We start from the raw sequence: 24,942 nt of genomic DNA, 5'->3' as shown, positions 1-24,942 counted from the left end.
GGGGCTGTGACTTCCACAGCTCCCACCACAGCACAATTCATTGAAGCCCACCGCCACTCCACCGACGCAGAGCTTGCCGCCGCGTTGGTGGAGCACGCCGGTGGGCTTGCTTTGCGCATGCGCGCCGCAGGCCTGAGCACGGACCAGAAGACCTCAGTGTCCGACGTGGTCACGGAGGCGGACCACGCCGCGGAGGCGTTTGTCGCCGAGGCACTTGGGGCTTTGCGTGCCGACGACGGCTTGCTCGGCGAAGAAGGCGCAGCACGCGCGTCCAAGACAGGCCGGACCTGGGTGATCGATCCGGTGGACGGCACGTACAACTTCGCGCAGGGCTCCGACTACTTTTGCTCCGCCATCGCGCTGGCGGAGGGAGACCCGGCGGACGGCAACGCGCTGATCGGTGCCGTGCACCGCCCGGCGACTGGGACTACCTGGTTGGCTGCGGAGGGGAAAGCAACCGCAGATGGGGTGGAGCTTGGTGGTATCGAGGGAGCGTCGATAAGCGAAAAAGCCCTGGTAACTTATCTGCACCCCACCTTCATGGGGGACGAGGACATCCTGGGGGCGTGGCTGCGCGCGGTGCGGGACGCGGCGACGATCCGGATGTGGGGCGCGGGGTCGGTAGATCTTGCGGGGATTGCCAGCGGGCTGATGGGTGGCTGGCTGCAGCACTCGGTGGCGGACTGGGATTGGCTGCCGGGTAAAGCGCTGGTGGAGGCTGTCGGCGGGCGTGCGACGAAGGTGGATGCCGGAGGCGTGACGTGGTGCGTGGCGGGGAGCCACCAGCTGGTTGCGGAGGTGGAGGCTAGACTTCTGGGCCATGACTCACCCGAATTACTCCGATGACTTGGCCCTTGCGCTTGAGCTGGCAGACCTCGCAGATGCGATTACGCTCGAGCGGTTCGAGGCGGCTGATCTGAAGGTGCAGTCGAAGCCGGACATGACCCCGGTTTCGGACGCTGACTTGGCTGTTGAGGAAGCTCTGAGGGCAAAGCTCGCGGAAGCTCGCCCGGCGGACGCTGTGCTGGGCGAGGAGTTCGGCGGCGAAGCAGTCTTTGAGGGCCGGCAATGGGTGATTGACCCGATTGACGGCACGAAAAACTTCGTGCGAGGCGTGCCGGTGTGGGCGACGCTGATCGCGCTGCTGGTGGACGGCGAGCCGGTGGTGGGTGTGGTTGCCGCCCCGGCTTTGGCACGCCGCTGGTACGCCTCTTCGGGCGCTGGCGCGTGGCGCACCTTTGCTGGCGGTGCGTTGAAGCGCCTCGCGGTCTCCGAGGTGGGCTCGTTGGAGGATGCATCCTTGTCCATGTCCTCCCTGGAGGGGTGGACGGAGCGGGGTCTGCGCGACAACTTCATCGGCCTGACGGAACAGACGTGGCGGCTGCGTGGGTACGGCGACTTCTTCAGCTACTGCCTAGTGGCGGAGGGCGCGGTGGACATCGCGGCTGAGCCGGAGGTGTCGCTGTGGGACCTCGCGCCGCTGGCCATCTTGGTCGCGGAGGCGGGAGGCCGGTTCACCTCGCTGGCTGGCCAGGACGGTCCGCACGGCGGCGATGCAGTGGCCACGAACGGCCTGTTGCACGATGCCGTGCTCGACCAGCTGGGCGGATAGCTTGCTGCGTGGGTGATCCGCTTGGCGGGTTACCCGGGCAGGCGGAATCCGCCCTCCAGGCGCGGGAACACGGCGTCCGCGCGGGCGGAACCCGTCGGTGAGTGGAGCGGGCCCTGCAGCGGCGAGTGGCAAGCCACCGCGAACGGCGGCGGGAACAATCCGCCGTTGACAAAGCCCACCAGGCGGTCATCCACAAACAGCGGCCCGCCGGAGTCGCCTTGCATCGCGCACACCTGGTTGATGTTCATCGCTTGCCAGTCCCACCACGTGATACCGCAGGTCACACCGGAAGCGACACCTTTCTTGCACACCGGCTTCCCGGGGGCAATTGGGGCGGAACCGATGTGGTTGATGGTGACGCCGTCGTACGTGCGGGTGACCTCGGTGTTCGGCGCGAGGCGGATCAGGGCGTAATCCAGGTTTCGGTCCACGGCCACCACGGTGCCGGTGGGCCCCAGCTTCTCCGCGTCCGCAGAGGTGACCGGGTCACCTTCCTTGGCGCAGTGGCCGGCCGTCAGCGCCACTTTGTTGCCGGCATCGTCGTAGCCCGCCACTGCCACGGTGCAGAAAAGCGCGTCCTCGCCCTGCCCCACGTAGATCGGGGTGCCGGGGCCGTAGAGAGCGTTGCCGCGCGCTTCCGCCTGGCGGGCTTCCTCCGGAATCCTCGGCGCGTCGTGCAACGAGCCGGGCACGCGGTGCAGCACGCGGTCCACGAACGGCTTGCCGGCGAGGGTCTTGGAGAACACATCGTTGCGCCAGATGTAGTTGGTCACCTCATGCGCGTTTGCAACCGGTGAAAATGCGCTGGTGAAAGCAATTACTACAGCCGCTGCTGCGGCTACACGACGACGGATCATGCCTACCCTTTCACAAACCTCACAACATCACTGGTTTCACACCAGTAACACACGAATACCTTGCCACTTTTTGGTCGCGCGTGCCAGAACCTTAGGATTACGGCGTGGCAACGCTTAAGTTTGTACAGCTCAAAGACATGACAGCGCTCGAGGCATTTGCACTGTTCCGGCTCCGGGTGGATGTCTTCGTGGCGGAGCAGGGCTGTCCCTTTAAGGAACTCGATGACGTGGACGCGGCAGAAGACACGTTCCACGTGCTTGCTGTGGACAGCAACGGGCACCTTGCGGGCTGCGCACGGGCCTTCCCTACAGACACCGGATCCCGCTTCGGCAGATTCGTGGTCGCCCCAGAGGCCCGCGGCACCGGGCTTGGCCCCGAGATTGTCGCCGCCTGCATTGAGTTCACCAAACAGTGGCCGGGTGATCTAGTCATCGACGCGCAGGCGGGGCTGAAGGAGTATTACTCCCGCTTCGGCTTTGTCGCCGAGGGCGAAGAGTTCTTGGACACGGGTATTCCCCATGTGGTGATGAGGATTCGTCGATAAGCAAAAAGCCCCTAGCGGGGGCGGAAGAGTGCCCCGGCGGCGGACGAGGTCACCGCGGAGCCGATGAGCACCAGCACGGTGTAGAGGATGCCGGTAACACCCAGCATCTGCAAAAGCCACCCGAAAAACAGGGCGCCCACGACGGCGCCGCCAATTGCTACAAGCCAACGTTCCATGGGCCCCAACGTAGCAGGGTGCTACACTTCGGCCCTGTTGAAGGGGAGTAGCTCCCGAATCGGCGCACTCGACATACTGGCCCTGCGCGGGGCCCGGGGCGCCGGCTCGCCGCCAGCGCGCGGTGAGTGAGCGAGACCTTCGGTCCGACTAACAACCGGTTCCGAAAGGGGTCTTGCACATGGAATCGACCTTGCGCACAGAATCAACCAGCCGCGCCGAAGAACAGCGCCTGCTTGAGCGCTACATGTGGCTCTCCATCGCCGTTGCTGTTATCACCATCGCCCTGAAGATCACCGCGGCGTGGGTGACGGGCTCTGTCGGCTTCCTCTCGGACGCGCTGGAGTCCGTGATCAACCTCGTCGCAGCTTGCGTGGGGCTGTGGGCGTTGAAACTGGCGGCCAAGCCGGCGGATGATAACCACAACTTCGGCCACGCGAAGGCCGAGTACTTCTCCGCGCAGGTGGAGGGTTCGCTGATCCTGGTCGCCGCCGCAGCGATCATCTACACATCCGTCTCCCGCATTATCCACCCGCAGCCGCTGGAGCAGCTGGGTGTGGGCATGGTGTTTTCCATCGTGGCCACGGTGCTGAACCTGGTCGTGGGCATGATGCTGGTGCGTGCCGGCCGGGCGCACCGCTCAAGCACGCTCGAGGCGGACGGGAAGCATTTGCTTACCGACGTTTGGACGACCGTCGGCGTCATCGTCGGCATGGCGCTGGTGTGGCTTACCGGCTGGGAGATCCTGGACCCCGTGGTGGCACTGCTGGTTGCCGCCAACATCCTCTTCACCGGTTACCAGCTCCTGCGCGGCGCGATGGCCGGGCTGCTGTCTGAGGCGCTGCCGCTGAACGAGATTGCCGTGGTGGAGGAATTCCTGGACCAGTTCGCCGCGGAAAACGGTGTGGCCTTCACGTCCCTGCGCACGACCAGTTTCGGCCGGGACAGGCTGATCAACGTGGTCATGCAGGTGCCGGGTGATTGGACGGTGAACCACTCGCACGACTTCGCGGACAAGGTGGAAACCGGCCTGGCTGCTGCGCTAGGCGGGGCCGAGACCATTGTGCACATCGAGCCGCTGGGGATTGAGACCACAACCGGCCCGATGTGGGTGTAAATGCCGATGCGCTTCTGAAGGAGTAGCCTCTGGTGGCGTGAATCGCCCTACGACGCAACCCCAGCCCCGCCTGATCGTCCCCGACCTCGCCCGCGGCCTCGCGCTTGCGGGCATCGCCATGGCCAACGCGGTCCAGGCGTGGTTGCTCAACGGCTACGACGAGGCTGGCGGGCCGGGCTCCACCCTGGGTGGTGTCCGCGAGGGCAACGTCGCCGACCAGGTGGCCGCAGTCTTCTCCGCCCTGTTCGTGCACGTGCGCGGCCTGCCGATGTTCTCCACCTTGCTGGGCTTCGGCATCGGGCTGATCGCGGCCAGCCTGTACCGCAAGGGCTACCCGGCCAAGAATGCGCGCCGCATCCTACTGCGCCGCTACGGCATCCTCGCCCTCTTCGGTCTCGCGCACATGTTCTTGCTCTTCATGGGCGACATCATGGCCGTGTACGGCGTGACCGGCATGGTGGTGGCGCTGCTCTTCACTTGCCAGACCAAGACGTTGCGCATCATCGCGTACCTTTCCCTGATCGCGAGCGCGCTCTTCGGCGTCATCGGTGCGGTTGGCCTGTACTTCTTCGAAGCCGCGGCGCTGCCGGTAGAAATGATGACCCTCACCACCGACATCACCAGCGTCGGCGACTACTTCCGCACCAACGCCACAGACGGCCTATTCATGCTTGTGAGCGTCCCGTTCGCCGTGCTGGAGCTGGGCGGCTTGGTGCTCATCGGCTACATCTGGGCACGCGAGGGCTACCTGGTTAACGTCGACCAGCACCGCCGCATCCTGTGGACCTGGGTTGGCGTCGGCACCGCGATCGTATTGCTCATCGGCCTGCCGTGGGGGCTGAGCGGCATCGGCGTGCTCGACCCGCGGCTGGAGCTGTCCCTCTCCCTGCTCAACTCGAGCTTGGGCCTATTCACCGGCCCCGCCATCCTGGCCGGCCTCGCGCTCATAACCAACTCCATCCAGCAGGGCATGAACGCCCAGGCAGAAGCCACCGGCACCTCCACCGCCCCGGCGTGGGCGTACCCGTTCGTGGCGCTGGGAAAGCGTTCCATGTCCGGTTACCTCGCGCAGTCCATCCTGTTCATCCTGCTGGTCATGCCGTTTACTTTGGGGTGGGGCCTGGAAGCGTCCGTAAGCGGCAAGCTCCTTGTGGGCCTGGCGGTGTGGATTATCACGCTCATCCTGGCTGTGATCCTGGAGCACACGGGCACGCCTGGACCGTTCGAGCAGGTGCACCGCCGCCTGTCCTATGGCCCGACAAAGCGCCTGGAGCCGTACTCCCCTGCCGCGCTGCCCACGTCCCCGCAGCTTGAGCAGCAATCCCAGTAGTATCGGCGGGCATGGCTGAGGATAAGCACCCAGAGGACACTCCAGGCGGCCCGAGCGTCAAGGACGGCGAGCTGTACGAGAAGCTGCGCGAGGAGGGCAACTCCAAATCCAAGGCGGCCGCGATTGCGAACGCCGCGGCGCGCGACGGCCGCTCCAAGGTGGGCAAGCGCGGCGGCGAGTCCGGCTCCTACGAGGACTGGACGAAAGATGAGCTGTATGAGCGCGCCCAGGAACTCGAGATTGAGGGCCGCTCCAGCATGACCAAGGACGAGCTGGTCGAGGCGCTGCGTGACTAAACCGCTGGACTTGCGCTGCTACTTTGTCACCGGCCGCAGCGAGGATGTCGTGCAGCGCTGCGCTGAGGCCGCGGCGGGTGGCGCCGGCATCATCCAGGTCCGCTCCAAGCCGATCTCCGCACGCGAGCTCTACACCCTCGCCGCCGAGGTGGCGCGCGCCGTGCACACGGTGCGCCCCGAGGTGCCCGTGCTTATCGACGATCGCTTGGACGTCGCCCTGGCACTCCGCGATGCCGGGGTGGATATCGCCGGCGTGCACTTGGGCCAGGACGACCTGGACGTGCGAGCGGCCCGCCGGCTACTCGGCCCGGACGCCGTGATCGGCCTGACCACCGGCACGCTCGAGCTGGTACAGGCCGCGAACAAAGACGCGAACGTGCTGGACTACGTCGGCTGCGGCCCGTTCCGCGCCACGCCCACCAAGGATTCCGGCCGCGCCCTTATCGGCCTGGAGGGCTACCCCGAGCTCGCCGCGGCATCGCGGGTGCCGATGGTGGCCATCGGCGACGTGACTGTGGAAGACGCTTTCGACCTCGCCCGCACCGGCGTGGACGGCGTGGCCATTGTGCGAGGCATCATGCACGCTTTAGACCCGCGGGCCTACTGCCAGCGAGTCGTGGAGGAGTTCGACCGCGGCGCTACCCTGAAGCCGTGAAGATTTCCATCATCGGGGCCGGCATCATCGGCCTCTCCACGGCGCTGACGCTGGCGGACCGCGGCCACCAGGTCACCGTCCACGATCCGGCGCCGGCGAGCGGGGCTTCCCACCACGCGGGCGGCATGCTCGCACCGACAGCGGAGGTCGTGTACAAGCAGGACCCGCTCTTCCCCCTCATGCAGGCGGCGGCCAAGTGGTACCCGGAGCTCATCGAGCTGACCCAGCGCTACAGCGACGTTGCCACCGGCTACCGCACCGACGGCACTCTGGTGGTGGCGCGGGACCGCGCGGACAACACCCACCTCGAGGAGCTTGCGGCGTACCAGCACCTGCACGGCATGGCGGTGGAGCGCCTGACCACCCGGCGCGCCCGCCAGCTTGAGCCCGCGCTTTCCCCCGCGCTCGCCGGGGCCGTGGAGATTTCCGGCGACCACCAGCTGCAGCCGCGGCGCTTCACGCAGGCGCTTCTGGACGCTTGTAAGGGGGCGTCGGTAAGCATCGAGCCCTACGCGGTGCACGACGTGGGCGAGGTGGATGCGGACCAGGTGGTGATCGCCGCGGGCTTGGGCGCAGCCGACATCACCGGGTGGTACGAGGGCGAGGCGAACCCGCTGGACCTGCGCCCGGTGTACGGCGACATCCTGCACGTGCGCGTGCCGGAACACCAGTATCCGCTGCTCACCCGCGTGGTGCGCGGGTTTGTGGAGGACCGCCCGGTGTACTTGATCCCGCGCGAGGACAAGACGCTGACCATCGGCGCAACCACGCGCGAGGATGGCCGCGACCAGCCGCAGGTACAGGGCGTGCACCAGCTCTTGCGCGACGCGATCGAGATCTGCCCGGCGCTGGAGGAATGCGACTTTCTCGAGGCCACCGCGGGTGCCCGCCCCGGCTCCCCGGATGACCTGCCCTACCTGGGCCGGGTGAACGACCGGGTGACGGTGTCTACCGGCTACTTCCGCCACGGCATCCTGCTGGCGGGCATGGCCGCACGCTGCGGGGCGGATCTGGTGGAACAGATTGACCCGCCGATATCGTTGGAAGCAACGGACCCGCTGCGCCACGCGCAGCACGCACAGTCAAGGAGGCAATGATGCGAATCACCGTCAATGATGAGGTGCGGGAAACGGATGCTGGGAACGTCGAAAAGCTTGTGCTCGAGGTGCTCGGGGACGTGCCGGAGGCGGGCACCGCGGTGGCGTTGAACGGCGACGTTGTGCCACGCTCCGCGTGGGCGAGCACCGAGCTTGCGGATGGCGCGATTGTGGATGTGCTGACCGCGGTGCAGGGGGGCTAGGCCGATGCTGGAGATTGCTGGCAAGGAGTTCGGCTCCCACCTGATCATGGGCACCGGCGGATCCAGCTCCATGGACATGCTGGAGCGCGCGCTGGTGGCGTCCGGCACGGAGCTGACCACGGTGGCCATGCGCAGGCACGCGGCGAAGGCCGCTGCGGGCGAGTCCGTGTTCGACCTGCTCAAGCGCCTGAACATTGCCCCGCTGCCGAATACCGCCGGTTGCCGCACGGCGCGCGACGCGGTGATCACCGCGAAGCTGGCGCGCGAGGCGCTGGGCACCGACTGGGTGAAGCTGGAGGTCATCGCGGACGACCGCACGCTGCTTCCCGACGTTGTGGAGACCGTGGACGCCTGCGAAATGCTGGTCGCCGAGGGCTTCACCGTGCTCGCCTACACGTCCGATGATCCGGTGGCGGCGAAGCGCCTGGAAGATCTCGGCGCGGCTGCGGTCATGCCGCTGGGCTCCCCCATCGGCACCGGGCTGGGTATTTTGAACCCGCACAACATTGAGCTGATCTGCTCCCGTGCGGAGGTGCCCGTGCTTATCGACGCCGGCGTGGGCACCGCCTCCGATGCCGCCTTGGCGATGGAGCTCGGCTGCTCCGGCGTGCTTTTGGCCAGTGCGGTGAACCGCTGCCAGGACCCGGAGGCCATGGCCGTGGCGATGAAGCACGCCGTGGAGGCCGGGCGCTTGGCGCGCTCCGCGGGCCGTATTCCCAAGCGCGAGCACGCGGTGGCATCGTCGAGCTTTGAGGGCTTGGCCAGCTGGGCCGATTCGGTGCTGTAGATGGGGCTACGCCAGGGGCGCGCTACATCTGGCCCGTTTCCTGGCGGCGGATGGTACCCCGGCGCGCAAACCACGCGACGATGAAGCTGAGTACTAGAGCAACGAGGACACCCAGGTTCGCGTCCGCCCAGTGCTCACCCACCAGCGGCAGCAGGTAGCCCTGCCAGTTGTTCCAGGCAGCTTCCTCCGCAAACGCGTTCGCGACAAGCCCCCAGCCGACCACAGACGCAGTTGCCAAGATGGCGAGGGACACCCAGTCCACGCTGCCGTACCGGCCGTGGGCGTTGTAGAGCGCTGCCTCGTCGTAATCCCGCCGCCGGGAATAGATGTCCGCAATGAGGATGCCGGCCCAGCTGGCAAGCGGGACACCCAGGGTGATCAGGAACGATTGGAACGGGCCGAGGAAAGACTGCGAGAAGAACACCACGTAGATCGTTCCTGCGGTGAGAATAATGCCGTCGATCGCGGCTGCGGCGGGGCGCGGGATGTTGATGCCGAGCGTGATCAGGGTGAGGCCTGAAGAGTAGATGCCGAGAACAGCGCCGGATACCAGCGCCAGCACTGCGGCGATGAGGAATGGCACGAGGATCCAGGTGGGCAGGATGACGGCGAGTGCACCGATCGGGTCCCCTGCGATAGCGTCCGCCAGCTGCGGATCCGACCCTGCGAGGAGCAGACCGAACGTGACAAGGAGCACGGGTGCTACGGCTCCACCGAGGGTGTTCCAAAAGATGATTGCCCCGTCCGGCGTGTCACGGCGTTGGTAGCGCGACCAGTCCGCCGCGATGTTGATCCAGCCGAGACCGAACCCCGTCATCCAGCACCGACGCAGCAACAATGAGCGCGGCCACGATCACCGTTGCAATCACACTGGTGATGACGCCGGGGTCTCCCCCGAGCTGGCGAATCACGGTGGTGGTGGCGAGCACCGCCATGATGGAGAGGAACGTCTCCCATCCAATAGACGTAAGCCAGGAGACGATGCCGGGAACCTTCTGCCCCTGCACACCAAAGGCTGCTCGCGAGAGCACCATTGTGGGTGCGGAACCGCGCTTGCCTGCCACGGCGATCAGTCCACAGAGGAAAAACGAGAGCGTGATGCCCACCGCCGCGACAATTGCACCCTGCCAAAATGAGATGCCGAACCACAGGATGAACGAGCCGTAGGAGATGCCGAACACGCTCACATTCGCCGCAAACCACGGCCAGAACAAATCCGAGGGCTTCGCTGTCCGCTCCGACTCCGGCACGATGTCGATGCCTAGTGTTTCAACCACCGGGGGTGCCGCCTTCTCGTTTGCCATGGTCACACTTTACGACGGTTCCTCACCCGTGCGAACGCCCAAAGTGAAATGCATTCACGGGCGCGACCGGAAAGAGCAGGCAATTGGAGGGAAGCATGGCTTGCTCGTAGGCGGAGCTAAACTGTCGTTTCGATGTCCGCGAATACAAATACTTCGTTGCCAGAAGCTGAGCTCGCACGCACAGCGCGTCAAATGAACCTGCCCGGATTCAGCATCCGAGAGCAGGAGCGCCTGCACAACGCTCACGTGCTGGTGATCGGCGCGGGCGGCCTCGGCTGCCCGGTGATGCAGGCGCTTGCCGCCACCGGCGTGGGCGAGATCACTGTCGTGGATGATGACGTGGTGTCTTTGAGCAACATCCACCGCCAGATCCTCTTCGGCGCCGCCGACGTTGGCCGCAAGAAGGTGGAGGTTGCCGCCGAGCGCCTGCGCGAGCTGCAGCCCGGCATCACGATCCACGCCGTCGACGGCCGCCTGGACGAGGCTAACATTGTTGAGCACCTCGAGGGCATTGACGTGCTTATCGACGGCAGCGATACCTTCACCACCAAGTTCCTCGCTGCCGATGCTGCCGAGATCACCGGCACGCCTTTGGTGTGGGGCTCCGTGCTGCGGTATCGCGGCGATGTGGCCCTGTGGTGGTCCGGCTCTGGCGCGCCCGCTGTGCGCGGGGTGGAGGGGGGCGTGGGCATGCGCGACCTCTACCCCGCCCAGCCGGACCCGGACTCGGTGCCGGACTGCGCCACCGCCGGGGTGCTGGGCGTGACGACGAGCGTGGTGGGCGGCCTCATGTCCACCGAAGTGGTGAAGTTCCTCACCGGCATCGGAACGGGTGGCGGCGCTGCCAACCATGCGGCGAACGTGGGGCGCCTGCACATCTACGATGCGCTCACCGCTACCATCAGGCACTTCAATGTCACCCGCGATCCGGCTCGCGAGCTTGTCACTGAACTTGGCGAGTACGCGGGTGCGTGTGCGGTGCCGAGCGACGAGGGTATCGAGCTCATCAGCATGCTCGAGCGCGGCGACGCTGTATCCCTCGATGTGCGCGAGCCCCACGAGAAGGTGCTCAGCGACATCGCGGTTCCGGGCCCGAACCTGCCCATGAGCGAGCTGGACCAGGCGGGCCGCGTCGACGACGTGCTGGCGCAGCTGCCGGCCGGCGACGTGGTGGTGTACTGCGCAGGCGGCGTGCGATCGGCCAAGTTTGTGGAGCAGTTCGGCGAGGTAGCCCGCGAGCGCGGGCTGACGTTGCATTCGCTTCCCGGTGGCGCGCAGCGCTGGGGCCAGTAGCGTGTAGAGCAACAGTGGCACGCAACACCAGCACCTATAGGGAGAAACCATGCGCAAAACGCTCGCCACCGTTATCGCCGCCGCTGCACTCATCGCAGGCACTGGCACCGCGACCGCTGGGGAATGGAAACCGGCCTGGAACCCGCGCGGCGTGGAGTGGCCGGCCGACTACCGGCAATTGCCCGCGCAGGCACCGATTGCCACGTTCTCCAACCAGCAAGACACCGCCCGCTGCGGTGTGTACCTGATCGACGGCCAGGAGTTCATCCAGTGCATCTCGCTGGTAGACCGCATGCCGGGGCACCAGTGCGACCAAAAGTACGGCGAGGCGAACGCGATGAACTCGGTGACCGGGGACGCGTGGAACTGCCTGCCAAAGAACACCTTCGCTGGCGCTCCCGCGATGGGCAACCTGCAGATCCGCCGCTACGGCGCACAGTTTGTGGCCACGGACCGCAAGGGCAACTTCTACATCGGCGACCGCGGCTTGAACCGTGTGTTGCGGGTGGGCGAGATCAACGATGTCTTCATCACAGACCGCCAGATCGCCGGTTTTGATTCTCGCCTGCGCGGGTCCTCGATACCGAGGGGTTCCTCGATCTAGCGGTTTTTGTTCTGGGGCTCGCCCTGGATCCGGAGCCGAGGGTCACCCTCAGCAACGAAAAAGCGGCGCTCCGTGAAGAGCGCCGCTTTTAATCACATTTGGTAGCGGGGGCAGGATTCGAACCTACGACCTCTGGGTTATCGGATTACATTCGAGGCTAACAGGTGTTATTCGATTCTAACCTTGCTGTTTAAGCGCGTTTTCGATCATTCAGAAGCATTTAGAATCATCCAGAATCATCCTCCTAGTGCACCATCAAGTGCACCACCCTCAAGTGCCGACTGCATGGCCGAAACATCGATCAGATCAGTGTAATTCCGTACGTTCATCGCTTCGGTGTGACCGAAGAATGCGCTGCGGATCTCGGCGGGAACTCCGCAAGCGACTGCTCGGGGGTTGAGTACAGTGCGCCAGGCGTGTGATCACATGGAAGAGACAGCCTCATCCTCGAGTTGGACGCCAATATCTTTGTAAAGCGCCGCACATGCCTTAACGGCGTTGTCCGTCCGCCAGTGTGGATGCTTATCCCCCGGTGCCGGGATAAGAGGATCGCCAGGGCCAATTGTTTTAACCCGCTCTAACCAGAATCACTTACATCGTGAATCAAGCATGGGCACCGTGCGCCCCCGGTGAGTTTTGGAGTGTTCTGCCCGCACCGTTACTGCCAGTGAGTCCTGTATAACCGTGACGCCCTCGCGGGTGAGCGCAAGCGCCTCACTTATGCGAAGGCCCGCGCCCGCCTGCAGCACGGCCAGCCCACTGTGATTTCGTGCTTCCTGATCGACGTGTGCCGTCTATCCGTCCCCGGCGGGATCGGTCCGGATACGTCGCGCTCTACGAGGTGATCAACCACCGCGTCGTGCTGCGCATCGGTGAGCGCGAGCGACTGGGATCACGCAATGAGTTAGGCCCGCTTCGAGTTCCGCTGGGAGGATCAGTTCGCGCTCTCCTTGGACCCGGATACCGCGCAGGCGGCGCACTTCTGCTCCATGTGTGGCCCGAAGTTCTGCTCCATGCGTATCTCCCAGGACATCCGCGACGAATTCGGCAACAAAATTGGCGCGGCCTTGGATGCGGTCACGCAGCAGACCATCCAGAATTTAGGGATCCCCTCGCTTTCTGTCGGAAAAGAACAGATGGCGGAGAAATTTCGCGAGGAAGGCTCGCCGGTCTACCTGCGTGCGGACGCCGTAGAGAACTCCTTCCAAACCGGTAACCCTGGTTGTAGCGAGTAAAATTCGACACATGGTGGAGACAAAACGCCGCTCGAAACAACGCCCGCCGGCGCTCGCGAGCAAAGGCCCCCAGCTCAGCAAAAGGCAGCTGGTGGGCCTGCTCTTGGGCGTGGCTTGCTTCCTCATCCCCTTCTTCATCCAGATCCCGGACCTGCCCACCCCCGGGCATCGGATGCTGTCAATCTTCCTACTCGCCATCGTCTTCTGGGTGCTCGAGCCTGTGCCGCTCACGGCCACGGCGGTGTTGGTCATCCTGCTGGAGGTCCTCTTACTCTCCGACGGCGCGCTAGTCGACCCCACCGGTGGAGATCCAGCACTAGCAGACCAGCTGCTTCCTGCATCCGCGTATTTCTCTGCGCTGGCCCACCCGGTCATCATCCTCTTCCTCGGCGGGTTCATGATCGCGCACGGGGCGGAGAAGTTCGGGCTCGACCGCAACCTCGCAGCGATCATGTTGCGCCCCTTCCCGGACAAGGCGCGCCTGACCGTGCTGGGGCTCATGCTGATTACCGCCGTGCTCAGCATGTTCATGTCGAACACGGCCACCACAGCGACGATGTTCGCGGTCGTCATCCCGATTCTCAAGACGCTGCCCGCGGGCAAAGCGCGCGCCGGCGTGGCGCTGTCGATCCCGCTCGCTGCCAACGTGGGTGGCATCGGCACCCCGGTGGGCACACCCCCGAACGCGATCGCGATCGGTGCGCTCGCCGAGCACGGCATCCGTGTGTCCTTCGTCGATTGGATGCTCATGGCGGTGCCTTTCATGCTGGTTGTCCTCGCCTTTGCCTGGGTATTTCTCTGTCTCGTTTTCATCCCCGCTGAAACCCGCATCTCCATCGAGATGCGCTCGAAGTGGAACACCGCCACCGACGCGAAACTCTTCTACGCCGTGGCAGGTCTGACCATCCTGTTGTGGATGAGCGAGCCGCTCCACGGCATCTCCTCCAACACCGTCGGCTTCATCCCCGTCGTGGCACTGTTGTGCCTGCAGGTGATGAGGGGCAAGGACGTCCAGGCACTTGACTGGCCGGTGCTGTGGCTCGTCTCCGGTGGTATCGCGCTCGGCACGGGCGTGGGTGCGAGCGGCCTGGACGAGTGGCTCGTCGGTTCGGTCAGCTGGGAGGTCATGGGTGCGCTGGCGATCCTCGCCGTGCTGAGCCTAATCGGCTTCGGCATGGCGAACGTCATCTCGCACTCTGCGGCCGCCAACCTGCTGCTCCCACTGGCGGTCTCGCTGGCGCTCTCCCTCGACGGCATCGACCCGCTCGTGGTTGCCGCGGTGGTGGCGATCGCCTGCTCGCTGGGCATGTCGCTGCCAATCTCCACTCCGCCGAACGCGATTGCGTACGCCACCAAGGAGATCTCCATTCCGCAGATGGCGATAGTCGGACTCGTGGTCGGTACCGTGGCCACGCTGCTGTTGATCTTTGCTCTGCCTTCCGTTTGGCAGCTGATGGGGCTGGTGAGCTAGGTGCTGCCCCGTTCCACCCTCTCTATCGTGGGAAAGTCCCAGGCCACCCGCGACGTGCAGCAGGTGGTCAACGAGGCACTGGGCGCCACGCATGACATCCTCGCCGCCGATAATGTCGAGCACCTACGCTCGCTTCTCGACGGCAACCCGCTCGCGCTTGTCACCGTCACCGTCCACGAGGACGGCTTGGCGCCCGACCACCCGTTGCTGGAGCTGATCTCAGAGCCCGGTTTCGAGTACACCCGCGTCATGGTGCTGACCACCGCGCCAGAGATCGCGGGCCTGGATGCACTTACGGACATGGGGCGGCTCGACATGCTCGTGTTCACCCCGGCGATCAAGGCAGAAGCCCTCCTGCACAACATCCAGCAGCAGCTCAACCGCTACTGGTACATGCGCGCCAAGCGCGACCCCTCTATCGCTGGCACCTTCGCCCTGCCAGAGGTCACCGAACTGGACGTAGGGCTGACCGACCAGGAGATCATCAGCCGCATCATCCAGGCCGCCGACATGCACCTGGGCTACCAGCCGCGCCTGACTTTCCCGCCGGGGGTCTACCTGACCAAGGAGGGCCACTACGTCGAGGAGGTCATCTTCGCCCTTTCCGGCCAGGTGCTTTTACAGCGCTTTACCGACGCCGGCGATATCGTCATGCACCACGCCTCCACCGGCCACGTCATCGGACTACTCGCCCTGGCGAGCAACCGGGTCGGCTTCTTTACCGCGCGTACCACCACCGAGGTCGTCGCAGTCCAGCTGCCCACCGAGCAGGTGGACTACCTCATCCGCCAGGAGCCGGAGCTTGCGCGCCTGTTCAATATCCTCTTCGTGCGCTCCTACGACCGCCGTCTGCGCCGCGCCGAGGACATCCAGATCGAGCAGCACGAACTCACCGCGCAACTCGACGACGAGCGCGCACGCTTGACGACGGCACTGCACAACCTGGAAGCAGCGCGCCGCGAGCTGATGAGCCAGGCGCGCTTCGCCTCCCTCGGCGAACTCGCCGCTGGCGTTGCCCACGAGCTGAACAACCCGATGGCGGCGATCGAGCGCACCGCAGCGCACCTCGCCGAAGACGTCGAAGGCCTGATCGCGTCCAGCCCCAACCGCAGGTGGCGAGACGCGACCAGCCACGCGCTGGAGGCGGCGCGCAGCTCGCACGCGGTAAGCACAAAGGAGGCACGCGCGCTGCGGCGCGAACTGACCGAGGTCACCGGCGATCGGGCACTCGCCCAGCGCTGGGTACTCGCCGGCTTGCACGACGTAGAGTTTGCCAAGCAGGTGCGCGCGAATCGAAAGCTGGAGTACGAGACGGTGGAGCACGCGGCGTCGATAGGCACTGCCCTGCGCAACCTCTCCACCGCATCGACCCGCATTACGCAGCTGGTGGCCTCGCTACGCGCATACGCACGGCCCGACGGCGACCCGGTCACCGACGTGGACCTGCACCAAAGTATCGAGGACACGCTGCAGCTGATCGCCCACAAACTGCGCGGTGTGGAGGTCAAACGGGATTTTGCCGAACTGCCGCACGTGACGTGTACGCCCGGGCAGATCGCGCAGGTGTGGACGAACCTGATCTCCAACGCCGCCGAGGCGATCGAGGAGTCCGGCAAAGGCTCCACCATCACCATCCGCACGAGTGCCCCGAAGCCCGGGTGGGTGCGCGTGGAGGTCATTGACGACGGCCCCGGCATCCCGCTCGAGCACATCGACAAGCTCTTCGAGCCCCGCTTCACCACGAAAAATGGGGAGGTCCGCTTCGGCATGGGTATCGGCCTGAGCATCTGCCGCGGCATCGTCAGCGCACATCACGGCACGATCGAACTGACCTCTTCAACAAATGGCACCTGCGCCACCGTTGGCCTGCCAATTGACGGCCCGCGCACACACGACGAAGGAGACACACCATGAACCTTGCCATCCTGATCCTCGAGGACGAGGCGGAAGTCCGCGCCGCCGTTGAGCGCGACTTGCTGCCCTTTGCTGAACACATCCGCATGGAGGTCGCCTCCGACGTGGAGGAAGCCTGGGAGGTGATCGACGAGCTCACCGAAGACGGCGACGTGCTCGCCCTCGCACTCTGCGACCACCGCATGCCCGGCACCACCGGCGTGGAGTTCCTAGTCCAGATGATGGACGACGACCGCACCGCCGCCACCCGCAAAGTCCTGGTCACCGGCCAGGCGCAGCTGCACGACACGGTACGCGCGGTCAACGAGGCCAACCTGGACCACTACATTGCTAAGCCCTGGGACGTCGACGAGCTACACCAGGTGGTGCGCGCCATGCTCACCGACTACGTCGAGGACATGGACATCGATCCCCTGCCCTACCTCGACGTCCTCGACGCGACGCGCGCAATGGACCTCGTCCGCCGTCGCTAGAGGCGCGGGATCTGCGTCATGCGTACCCGCACCGATGAGTGGTTCCATTCTGAGTCCATCCCCTTGCTGCCGCCATGTACCGGCCAGACGGCGAAGGCCCAACCCCCGCAGTGGTCATGGGGCATGGCTTCGGCCTACCCCGGGCAGTAGCCCTCTACACCTACGCGGAGGCATTCGCCCGTGCGGGCTACACCGTGGTGGTCTTTGATTACCGATACTTCGGCCGCGGAGAGTTCGCCGTCGCGGACAACGTTGCCGCTTTCGGCAATGAACGTCTCGACGGTTTCGCCGGATTCGGTACGGATATCGCCGAACAGGTCGCACAGCGTCGGAGCCTGCCCCCCCCCGGAAAGTAGACACATGCGGCTTAACCCACGAAGAAGAACCCCACCAGCCTGTTGGCTGATGGGGTTCTGGGAGTTGGTAGCGGGGGCAGGATTCGAACCTACGACCTCTGGGTTATGAGCCCAGCGAGCTACCGAGCTGCTCCACCCCGCGTCGGGTGTTATGTGATTTTCACCTGCTGCCGTTCCCGGCAACGTCGATTACTATACGTGCACCAACCATTTCGGCCAAATCCCCTGCTAGAAGAGGGATCAGCGCCGGCCGCTCCGGAACGATCTGACAATCTCGTTCCGGGGCGCTACAAAACTCCAGGTCGCAAAACGAGATTACCAACTCGTTCCGGCCGGGCCCGGCAGAATCTGTGGCAGCGGCAGCAATTACGCACGAAAAAAGCTCCGGCGAAGCCGGAGCTTTCATCGTCGTCAAGCGGAGGCTAGTTCTGCAGGCCCTGGTAGTCCGCGACGGCCTTGTCCAGGGCGTCAAGGGCGCGGCCGTACTCCTCGAAGGAACCGTCGCGGGCGCTCTCCAGGTTGCGCAGCGCCGTGTTGATGTTGTTCAGCGCCTCCTCCTGGTTCGCGGCGCCGGAAGGAACCTCCGAACGCTCCTCGGTGTTCTCGCCCGGCGCGGTCGGGGATGCCATGTCCGCCTCGGTGCGGGTATCCGGGGCGCCCTCGTCCACCACATCGATGTCCTGGGCCGCCGCCGGGTTGATGCCCACCTGGGACAGGGCCTGGGAGATCGTCGGGGCGTAGCCCACCTGGCCGCGGTAGAACACCAGCACGCGCAGCAGCTTCGGGAATGCGGACTCCTGGTCCTTGCGCTGCGAGTAGATCGGCTCCACGTAGAGGATCTCGCCGCCGCCCACCGGGAGGGTGAGCAGGTTGCCGTTCTTCAGGTCGTTCGTGCCTTCCCACAGGGTGCGGTCGCGCGCCACCTGGTCGGAGGACATCAGCGCGTCCTGCGCCTGCTTCGGGCCCTGGGTCTGGGTGTTGGTAGGCAGGACGCGGACGGTGATGCGGCCGTACGTCTCCGGGTCGGAGGACACGGACATGTGGGCGGACAGGAACTCGCGGTTCAGGCCGCGGAACGGGGTGATCAGCTGGAAGGACGGATCGCCGGTCTCCGGGTCGGAGGCGACGATGTAGTACGGCGGCTGGGAAAGCTCCTGGTTGCCTTCCTTCGCTGTCGGGTCGTTCGGGACGGACCAGAACGCGTCGTTGTTGAAGAACACGCCCGGGTCATCCACGTGGTAGCGGGCCAACAGCTTGCGCTGGACCTTGAACAGGTCCTCTGGGTAACGCAGGTGGTCACGCAGAGCATCGGAAATCTCGCTCTCCGGCTTCACCGTATCGGGGAACGCGCCCATCCAGGCGCGCAGGACCGGATCGGACTCGTCGAACGCGTAGAGCTCCACGGTGCCGTCGTACGCATCGACGGTGGCCTTGACGGAGTTGCGGATGTAGCCCAGATCGTTGTTCACCAGGCGCTGCGTGGTGCCGTCTGGGTTGAGGGCATCCTGCGTCGCGTCCGTCAGGGAGGTGCGGGTGGAGTACGGCAGGCGGGACAGCGTGGTGTAGCCGTCCACGATCCACTTCACGCGGCCATCGATCACGGCCGGGTAGGTCTTGGAGTCGGTGGTCAGCCACGGGGCGACGCGCTCGACGCGCTCGCGCGGGTCACGGTCGTAGAGGATCTTGGACTCGCCGCCGACGCGGTCCGACAGGAGCAGGTTCAACTCCTGGTATTTCACGGCGTACGCGAAGCGGTTGAACCAGTTGCCCACATTCACGCCGCCGGCACCGGTGTAGGTGTAGGTGGACGTATCAGTGTCATACTCCACCGGGCCCTGGCCGTTGTCGCCCACAATGGCGTAATCCAGACCGTCCGCGGCAGACGCGATCACCGGACCGTAGTAAATGCGCGGCTCATCCACGCGGATACCCAGCTCTTCAGCCTGATCCTTCTCGCGGGCGATCGCGTTGGTTTGCAGATCGGACACGGTGAAGATGGGCAGACCACCACGGGTGGAGCCGGCGTCCTGCGCAGCAGCGTCCACCGTGTTGGCCTGCGCGGCGATGAAGCCGTTGCCGTGGGTGTATACCGTGTGGCGGTTGATCCAGTCACCCTGGTTCTCACTCAATGAGTTCGGGTTGAGCTCACGCGCCGCAACCACGAAGTCGCGCATCTCGCCGTCCACCTGGTAGCGGTCCATAGCCAGCTGGGCCGGGAAGCCGTAGAAGTTGCGCAACTGCTGGTTCTGCGTAAACGTCGGCGCGATGATGTCCGGGTCCAGCAGACGGATGTTGGAGATCGTCGCCGCATCATCCGCCACCTCGGAATTGGAGATGTTGGAGGTGCCCCAGTTGTCCTCGTAGACAACCTGCTCATCCGTCAGCCCGTAGGCGTAGCGCGTGGCCTCGATGTTGCGGCCGATGTACTCGTACTCCTTAGCCTGGCGGTTCGGCTTGACAGAGAACTGCTCAAGCAGCGCCGGCCAAACGTTGCCGACGACAAGGGAGGACACCAGCATGAGCACGGTGGCCAGCACCGGGATGCGGAAATCCTTGTACACCACCGATGCGAAAAAGGCAGCCGCCACCAGTACCGCGATCACGGTGAGGATGAGCTTCGCCGGCAACATCGCGTTGACGGAGGTGTACGAGGCACCGGTGAAGATGTCGTTCTTGCCGAACAGCAGCTGGTAGCGCTCAAGCCAGTAGCTCGCGGCCTTGACCAAAAGCCACAGGCCCGCAGTGACTGCCAGTTGCACGCGCGCAGACTTGGCAATGCGGCCGCGCGCGCCCGTCACGTTATTGCCCAGCGTGATGCCGCCGAGCAGGTAGTGGCCGATGAGGCCGATGATGAACGCGGTGATGAGCAGCATGGACAGCATGTCCACGATGGCGCCGATGGCCGGCAAGGAGAACGCATAGAAGCCGAGATCGCGCCCGAACTGCGGATCATCCACCCCGAAATTGCCGCCGTTGAGCAACAGCATGAAGGTGCGCCACAACCGCTGCCCGGTCAGGCCGGCGAATAGGCCCACCATGACGGGCACCCACACCAGGAGGGAACGCACGCCCTGCTCCACGGTCGCGCGTTGGCGGCTCGTGTCCGAGAACGGATCTGCCTTCAGCGGCGGGCGGCCGCGCCACGCCGCAATACCGGCGGCGTAGGCAATGCCCCAGCCCACAGCGGCAAAAATGAGGAACAGCACAATCCTGGTCAGAATGACCGTGTTGAACACGCTGCGGTAATCAAGTTCCCCGAACCACAGGAAATCTGTGTACAGCCCGACGATCATCGGGAGGAGGAAGAGCACCACACCTAAAACGGCGACGGTGATCCATAGCCCTGTGTTCGGTTTCTTGGGGGTTGGACGTGGTCTTGCTATCCGGGTGGCCAATCCATCTCCTTATGGTGCGAAGCCGCGGTGACGGCGCGTACTAGGCTTTCCAGCTCTAGGCTTCTAGCTTAAATTGTTCAACGGTCAAGATATCGAGAGGGTTCCCGTGGCAACGCAACAGGCATTGAACAAGGCGATGATGGAAGCGGTTGACTTCATCCACGCCGAGGGGTGGGACGCCCGCCCGACGCTTTTCGCGCTCGTGCCCACCGAGCTGATCGTGGACCAGCTCGACGAGCTGGACAGGCTCGACGAATCCCCGGAAGCGTCCCCGCTGACGCTGGTGGTGCAGGAGCTGCCTGAGACTATCGACGCCGGCTCCGACGAGCTCGCACCGAGCTGATCGTGGACCAGCTCGACGAGCTGGACAGGCTCGACGAATCCCCGGAAGCGTCCCCGCTGACGCTGGTGGTGCAGGAGCTGCCTGAGACTATCGACGCCGGCTCCGACGAGCTCGCCGACTACGTCGCCCGCGTCGCCTGGCCAGCTCAGGTAGAGGGGGCGATCTTGGCCCAGGAGATCATCTTCCGCGACGCTTCCGCGGGTGAGGGTGCGCAGCCGCGTCCCGCCCGGCTCTTCTCCGGGGCCCTGCGTGACGACGATTGCGAGCTCACCCTCCTCCAACTCCGCCCCACCGAGGAGGAGTTGGAAGCACGCGGCTTGTTCGCGCAAGACGAGGTGGAGCTGCGCGGCGGCCCGGGTGTGGCACCGAACGTGATCGCGGCGCTGCGCCACAGTCTTTCCCTCGACCCGGACGAACTGTACTGAGAACTGTTTTAGACTGCTTTCGGGCTACTTCTATCGGGCTGTCTCGCCCGCCCCAGGCATAAAAGGAGCATGACGGTGGCACACCCTTCCCGCACTCTCACCGCTGTGGCGGCGCTCGCGCTCGCAGCCACCCTGGCCGCGTGCGGTGACACGGGCACGACGCCGACGGCTACGCCGGAGGCCCCGAGCGACACAGCGACCACCACCACGGCAACCACCAGTGCTCCCGAAACCACCACTGAGGCTGAGGAAACGACAACGCCGCCGTCGGAGACGACGTCAACCAAGCGGACGTCGTCAAGCAAGAGCTCCCCCACCTCAGAGGCGAGTGAGGCGCAAATGGTGGAGGAAGTGGCGCAGCGGTTTGCCACCCTCGCGCCGCCGGAACTGTTCGCGCAGCTGGAGTCCTGCACGGCGTCGGGGCTGGAGGGGTCCTTCGACTGCTCCGGGCCGGGAGTGGGCCAGTTCCAATTCTTCGACTCTGAATCCAAGGCCGCCTCCACCACCCAGCTGTTGACCGAGCTGCGCTCCTCCCGCGTGGTGGAGGACAAGGGCGACCGGGTTGTGGGGTGGAGCGTGCTTGGCACCTCCGCGATCATCACTGTGGTGGATAACGAGGCCGGCCAGGTGATGCAGCAACTCATCTCCACCGACCAGGAGGATCCGCGCAAGCGCATCTTCGAGCTGGGCTTGGCGGAACAGGTGGACGTGGTGTCCACCCCGGGAGCCCCGGGGCGCGAGGCGCGGGACGCTGAATCGGCCCGGACGACGGAGCCGAAGCCGGGAGACAGCGCGAACTAGCGCGCTGCGTTGGCGCGCGGATTGTCCGCGCGGCGTTACTGCGCGGCGCTATTTCGCGGGGCACGCGGCGACGGCGCGGCCCGCGGAGAAATCCTCCATCGCCTTCACGGCGTCGTCCAGGCTGCCCACCGCGGCGACAACCATCTCGCCGGTGTTCACCCGCTGCGCGTCCGCGCAGTTGCCTTCCGGCGCGAGGAAGAGCTCCACACCCGCATCCCGCGCGCCGGCGATCTTGTGGGTGATGCCGCCGATGGGGCCGACCTCGCCGGCGTCGTTGATCGTGCCGGTGCCTGCGACAACGTGGCCACCGGTGAGCTCGCCCGGCGAGAGGAGATCTATCACCGCGAGGGCAAAAATCATGCCGGCGCTGGGGCCGCCCACATCATTGAGGTTGTAGGTAACGGTGACCCCGTCCGCTGGCTCCGAGGTCATCAAAATGCCCAGCAGCGCCTGCTTCTCGTTGTCTTCGGAGGCGCCGAGGGTGACCTGCGCGTCCCGTTCTTCCCCGTTCCGGCGCAGCGTGACGGTGATGGTGTCCCCGGGGCCGTGTGCTCGGACGCGCTGCTGCACCTCGCTCGGGGTGGCCACCTCTTGGCCGTCAATGGCCAGAATCGCGTCCTCCGGCTCCAACACGCCCGCGGCCGGTGCGTCCTCTACGACGTCGTGCACCACGACCTGCGTCGGTCGGCCGAGGTAGTGCATGGCCGCGACCGTGGCGGATGCCTCCGAGGAGACAAACGCGCGCTGGTTGTATTCGCGCATTTCCTCATGGCTCAGATCCGGGGGAAGCACCTGATTAATCGGCACAAGCGTGTCGCCGGCCCCAATCCACCGGCCAATGGCCTGCGGCAACGTCATGTTCGTGCGAACAGAAACGGTGGTCATGTTGAGGGTGCCGGAAGTCTCATCCGTCTCCGCGCCCTCGATGGCAATCACCGGCTCGCCCTTGACCTCCCCCAGCGTGTCAAACATCGGGCCGGGGCCCTGCGCCGCGTACGGCACAGCCAGCGAAATGTTCGTGCCTGGAATGTGGTCGAAAGAAAGCAGCGCGGTGAGCACGGCGACGGGGATCGCACCCCACACCACGGCGGACCAGCGCGAGCTGCGCACCCGATCAGGTTCAGTCACGGTGCAGTAGCTTATACGGACACTTGCGTGGTCTCGGCAAGCGTCCTCGCGCTGCGGTCCCGCGCGTGGGTAGTGTGGGCGTGTATGAGCAACGGATTTGGATTCTCCTTCCCCAGCGACGACCGGGACGATGATCGTGATCGCGATCGTGATCGCGACCGCCGCGACGGCGACGGCGGAACCAACCCATTCGCCGCCTTCGGATTCGGCGGGGCAAACATGCCGAACGACGGCGGATTAGGCGACGTCCTCAACCAATTCGGGCAGATGCTTTCCGGCATGGGTTCTTCGATGAACGCCCAGAGTGCCGGAGACGCCGTGAACTTCGACATGGCGCTGCGCATCGCGCGCCAACGCGTGGGCGGCACCCGCTCCATCTCTGCCGGAGACAAGAAGGCCGTCGAAGAGTCCGTGAAGCTGGCGGACCTGTGGCTGGATGAGGCCACGACGCTGCCCGCCGCCAGCGCCGCCGCAACCGCGTGGAATGCTGATGAGTGGCTCTCGGGCACGATGTCCATGTGGAAGCGCCTGGTCAATCCGGTGGCAGACCACATGAACCGCGCCCAGCTGGACACTATGCCGGCGGAGGCGCGCGAGATGATGGGCCCGATGTCCGGCATGATGCGCCAGATGAACTCCATGCAGTTCGGCATGAAGCTGGGCCACGCGCTGGGCGATCTTGCCCAGCAGGCGCTGACCGGCACTGACTTCGGCCTGCCTGTCGCGCCGCGCGGTGTTACCGCTGTGCTGCCCAGCAACGTGACCGCGATTGCGAAGGATTTGGACGTCCCGGGCCAGGAAGTCATTGTGTACACCGCCGCGCGCGAGGCAGCGCGCCAGCGCCTGTTCCAGCACGTGCCGTGGCTGGTGGAGCGCCTGGTTTCCGCCGTGGAGGAGTACGCGGCGGGGCTGGAGATTGACACCTCCCACATCGAAGAGGTTGCCCGCAGCCTGAACCTGGAGTCTGGCGATCCGCAGCAGATCCAGGAAGCGCTGCAGCGCCTGCAGGGCGAGGACCTCTCCCCGCGCGTCGGTTCCCGCAACGCGGCGGCGACGTCCCGGTTGGAGACGCTCCTTGCGCTGGTGGAAGGCTGGGTTGACGTGGTTGTGGGCGAGGCGCTGGACGGCCGCATCCCGTCCGCCCCGCAGCTCGCGGAGGCGTGGGCGCGCCGCAGGGCCACCGGCGGTTCCGCGGAGCAGGCGTTTGCAAACGTCGTCGGCATTGAGCTGGGTGCGCCGAAGGTGCGCGAGGCGGCGGAGCTGTGGCGCCGCGCGGAGAACGCCGTGGGCGTCAAGCGCCGCGACGAGGTGTGGGACCACCCGGACTTCCTGCCCACCGCGGAGCACTTGGACAACCCGGCGGCGTTCATTGACACCCTGTTGGATGATTCGGAGGACACCGACCTGGATGCCGAGTTTGCCAAGCTGGAGCAGGAACTGCGCGAGAACCCAGAATTCAAGCGCGAGGACGGCGACGGCAAGGACGACGGCCGCGAGGACGGCACGGAGCTCTAACCCGCGCTAGGC

The 24,942-nt window shown here is 65.4% G+C and carries 24 protein-coding genes, 1 tRNA gene and 2 pseudogenes; 20 read left to right on the top strand and 7 right to left on the bottom strand.

The window, feature by feature from the left end; genetic code table 11:
- Positions 1-6 precede the first annotated feature (6 nt).
- On the top strand, positions 7-846 hold the full coding sequence (locus JZY91_RS02425) for an inositol monophosphatase family protein (protein WP_234948400.1): 840 nt from the start codon (positions 7-9) through the stop codon (positions 844-846).
- Positions 821-1,612 carry a histidinol-phosphatase gene (gene hisN / locus JZY91_RS02420; RefSeq protein ID WP_234948399.1) on the top strand — a complete coding sequence of 264 codons (792 nt, stop codon included), beginning with the start codon at positions 821-823 and terminating at the stop codon, positions 1,610-1,612. Before JZY91_RS02425 ends, hisN begins: the two co-directional genes overlap by 26 nt.
- A gap of 29 nt (positions 1,613-1,641) precedes the next feature.
- Here the strand turns inward: hisN and JZY91_RS02415 are convergent, their stop codons facing one another.
- Complete coding sequence (locus tag JZY91_RS02415) at positions 1,642-2,469, bottom strand: S1 family peptidase (protein WP_234948398.1); 828 nt, start codon at positions 2,467-2,469, stop codon at positions 1,642-1,644.
- Between the two features lie 104 nt (positions 2,470-2,573).
- On the opposite strand from JZY91_RS02415, the gene JZY91_RS02410 reads away from it, so the two are divergent.
- On the top strand, positions 2,574-3,014 hold the full coding sequence (locus tag JZY91_RS02410) for a GNAT family N-acetyltransferase (RefSeq protein WP_234948397.1): 441 nt from the start codon (positions 2,574-2,576) through the stop codon (positions 3,012-3,014).
- An 11-nt stretch (positions 3,015-3,025) separates the two neighbouring features.
- Here the strand turns inward: JZY91_RS02410 and JZY91_RS02405 are convergent, their stop codons facing one another.
- Positions 3,026-3,190: a glycerol dehydrogenase gene (locus JZY91_RS02405; protein WP_234948396.1), complete on the bottom strand. Its 165-nt coding sequence runs from the start codon at positions 3,188-3,190 to the stop codon at positions 3,026-3,028.
- 179 nt (positions 3,191-3,369) lie between these two features.
- Here JZY91_RS02405 and JZY91_RS02400 point away from each other — a divergent pair, with 179 nt between their 5' ends.
- From JZY91_RS02400 to JZY91_RS02370, 7 genes are read left to right on the top strand one after another with little or no spacing between them, the layout of a single operon-like run.
- A complete protein-coding gene (locus JZY91_RS02400; protein WP_234948395.1) occupies positions 3,370-4,305 on the top strand; it encodes a cation diffusion facilitator family transporter in 936 nt (311 codons plus the stop codon).
- A 37-nt stretch (positions 4,306-4,342) separates the two neighbouring features.
- On the top strand, positions 4,343-5,635 hold the full coding sequence (locus JZY91_RS02395; protein ID WP_234948394.1) for a DUF418 domain-containing protein: 1,293 nt from the start codon (positions 4,343-4,345) through the stop codon (positions 5,633-5,635).
- An 11-nt stretch (positions 5,636-5,646) separates the two neighbouring features.
- Positions 5,647-5,931: a Rho termination factor N-terminal domain-containing protein gene (locus tag JZY91_RS02390; protein ID WP_234948393.1), complete on the top strand. Its 285-nt coding sequence runs from the start codon at positions 5,647-5,649 to the stop codon at positions 5,929-5,931.
- A complete protein-coding gene (locus tag JZY91_RS02385; protein WP_234948392.1) occupies positions 5,924-6,586 on the top strand; it encodes a thiamine phosphate synthase in 663 nt (220 codons plus the stop codon). Before JZY91_RS02390 ends, JZY91_RS02385 begins: the two co-directional genes overlap by 8 nt.
- Positions 6,583-7,683, top strand: coding sequence for a glycine oxidase ThiO (thiO, locus tag JZY91_RS02380; protein WP_234948391.1), 1,101 nt, complete (start codon positions 6,583-6,585; stop codon positions 7,681-7,683). The genes JZY91_RS02385 and thiO overlap by 4 nt, the downstream gene beginning before the upstream one ends.
- Positions 7,683-7,886 (top strand): sulfur carrier protein ThiS, encoded by a 204-nt coding sequence (gene thiS / locus JZY91_RS02375; RefSeq protein ID WP_234948390.1) that lies wholly within the window; start codon positions 7,683-7,685, stop codon positions 7,884-7,886. The genes thiO and thiS overlap by 1 nt, the downstream gene beginning before the upstream one ends.
- A 4-nt stretch (positions 7,887-7,890) precedes the next feature.
- Positions 7,891-8,673: a thiazole synthase gene (locus JZY91_RS02370; protein ID WP_234948389.1), complete on the top strand. Its 783-nt coding sequence runs from the start codon at positions 7,891-7,893 to the stop codon at positions 8,671-8,673.
- A gap of 22 nt (positions 8,674-8,695) precedes the next feature.
- Here the strand turns inward: JZY91_RS02370 and JZY91_RS11695 are convergent, their stop codons facing one another.
- Positions 8,696-9,490, bottom strand: coding sequence for a cytosine permease (locus JZY91_RS11695; protein ID WP_255695749.1), 795 nt, complete (start codon positions 9,488-9,490; stop codon positions 8,696-8,698).
- Positions 9,426-9,977: a cytosine permease gene (locus JZY91_RS11690; protein ID WP_255695748.1), complete on the bottom strand. Its 552-nt coding sequence runs from the start codon at positions 9,975-9,977 to the stop codon at positions 9,426-9,428. Before JZY91_RS11690 ends, JZY91_RS11695 begins: the two co-directional genes overlap by 65 nt.
- Before the next feature lie 132 nt (positions 9,978-10,109).
- Here JZY91_RS11690 and JZY91_RS02360 point away from each other — a divergent pair, with 132 nt between their 5' ends.
- The 7 genes and pseudogenes from JZY91_RS02360 to JZY91_RS02330 all read left to right on the top strand — a co-directional run bounded on the left by JZY91_RS02360 (position 10,110) and on the right by JZY91_RS02330 (position 17,323).
- The gene (locus JZY91_RS02360) at positions 10,110-11,270 is read left to right on the top strand and encodes a ThiF family adenylyltransferase (RefSeq protein WP_370639241.1); all 1,161 of its coding nucleotides are present in this window, start codon (positions 10,110-10,112) and stop codon (positions 11,268-11,270) included.
- Between the two features lie 49 nt (positions 11,271-11,319).
- Positions 11,320-11,874 (top strand): hypothetical protein, encoded by a 555-nt coding sequence (locus JZY91_RS02355; protein ID WP_234948387.1) that lies wholly within the window; start codon positions 11,320-11,322, stop codon positions 11,872-11,874.
- An 878-nt stretch (positions 11,875-12,752) separates the two neighbouring features.
- Positions 12,753-13,109 (top strand): annotated as a pseudogene (locus JZY91_RS02350) (phosphomethylpyrimidine synthase ThiC); the annotation flags it as partial.
- A 10-nt stretch (positions 13,110-13,119) separates the two neighbouring features.
- A complete protein-coding gene (locus tag JZY91_RS02345) occupies positions 13,120-14,580 on the top strand; it encodes a DASS family sodium-coupled anion symporter (RefSeq protein WP_234948386.1) in 1,461 nt (486 codons plus the stop codon).
- A 27-nt stretch (positions 14,581-14,607) separates the two neighbouring features.
- Complete coding sequence (locus JZY91_RS02340) at positions 14,608-16,494, top strand: sensor histidine kinase (protein ID WP_234948385.1); 1,887 nt, start codon at positions 14,608-14,610, stop codon at positions 16,492-16,494.
- Complete coding sequence (locus JZY91_RS02335; protein WP_234948384.1) at positions 16,491-16,967, top strand: response regulator; 477 nt, start codon at positions 16,491-16,493, stop codon at positions 16,965-16,967. Before JZY91_RS02340 ends, JZY91_RS02335 begins: the two co-directional genes overlap by 4 nt.
- A gap of 74 nt (positions 16,968-17,041) precedes the next feature.
- Positions 17,042-17,323, top strand: a complete 282-nt coding sequence (locus JZY91_RS02330) for a S9 family peptidase (protein WP_234948383.1) — start codon at positions 17,042-17,044, stop codon at positions 17,321-17,323.
- Positions 17,324-17,388: 65 nt separating this feature from the next.
- On the opposite strand, the gene JZY91_RS02325 is transcribed toward JZY91_RS02330, so the two are convergent.
- Together JZY91_RS02325 and JZY91_RS02320 are read right to left on the bottom strand one after the other, a co-directional pair.
- Positions 17,389-17,465 (bottom strand) — tRNA-Met (locus JZY91_RS02325).
- A gap of 280 nt (positions 17,466-17,745) precedes the next feature.
- The gene (locus JZY91_RS02320; RefSeq protein WP_370639276.1) at positions 17,746-20,658 is read right to left on the bottom strand and encodes a UPF0182 family protein; all 2,913 of its coding nucleotides are present in this window, start codon (positions 20,656-20,658) and stop codon (positions 17,746-17,748) included.
- Positions 20,659-20,854: 196 nt separating this feature from the next.
- Between JZY91_RS02320 and JZY91_RS02310 the strand changes: the two are divergent.
- Positions 20,855-21,486: pseudogene (locus tag JZY91_RS02310) on the top strand (PPA1309 family protein).
- Between the two features lie 69 nt (positions 21,487-21,555).
- On the top strand, positions 21,556-22,287 hold the full coding sequence (locus JZY91_RS02305; protein ID WP_370639240.1) for a hypothetical protein: 732 nt from the start codon (positions 21,556-21,558) through the stop codon (positions 22,285-22,287).
- A gap of 48 nt (positions 22,288-22,335) precedes the next feature.
- On the opposite strand, the gene JZY91_RS02300 is transcribed toward JZY91_RS02305, so the two are convergent.
- On the bottom strand, positions 22,336-23,415 hold the full coding sequence (locus tag JZY91_RS02300) for a PDZ domain-containing protein (RefSeq protein ID WP_234948379.1): 1,080 nt from the start codon (positions 23,413-23,415) through the stop codon (positions 22,336-22,338).
- A gap of 84 nt (positions 23,416-23,499) precedes the next feature.
- Between JZY91_RS02300 and JZY91_RS02295 the strand changes: the two genes are divergently transcribed.
- Complete coding sequence (locus JZY91_RS02295) at positions 23,500-24,930, top strand: zinc-dependent metalloprotease (protein WP_234948378.1); 1,431 nt, start codon at positions 23,500-23,502, stop codon at positions 24,928-24,930.
- The last annotated feature ends 12 nt before the right edge of the window (positions 24,931-24,942 follow it).

It is taken from the genome of Corynebacterium sp. CNCTC7651, assembly GCF_021496665.1.
In the GTDB taxonomy this organism is placed as follows: domain Bacteria; phylum Actinomycetota; class Actinomycetes; order Mycobacteriales; family Mycobacteriaceae; genus Corynebacterium.
The sequence above is the reverse complement of the archived record's forward strand: the minus strand, read 5'-3'. Positions and strand labels throughout refer to the sequence as shown.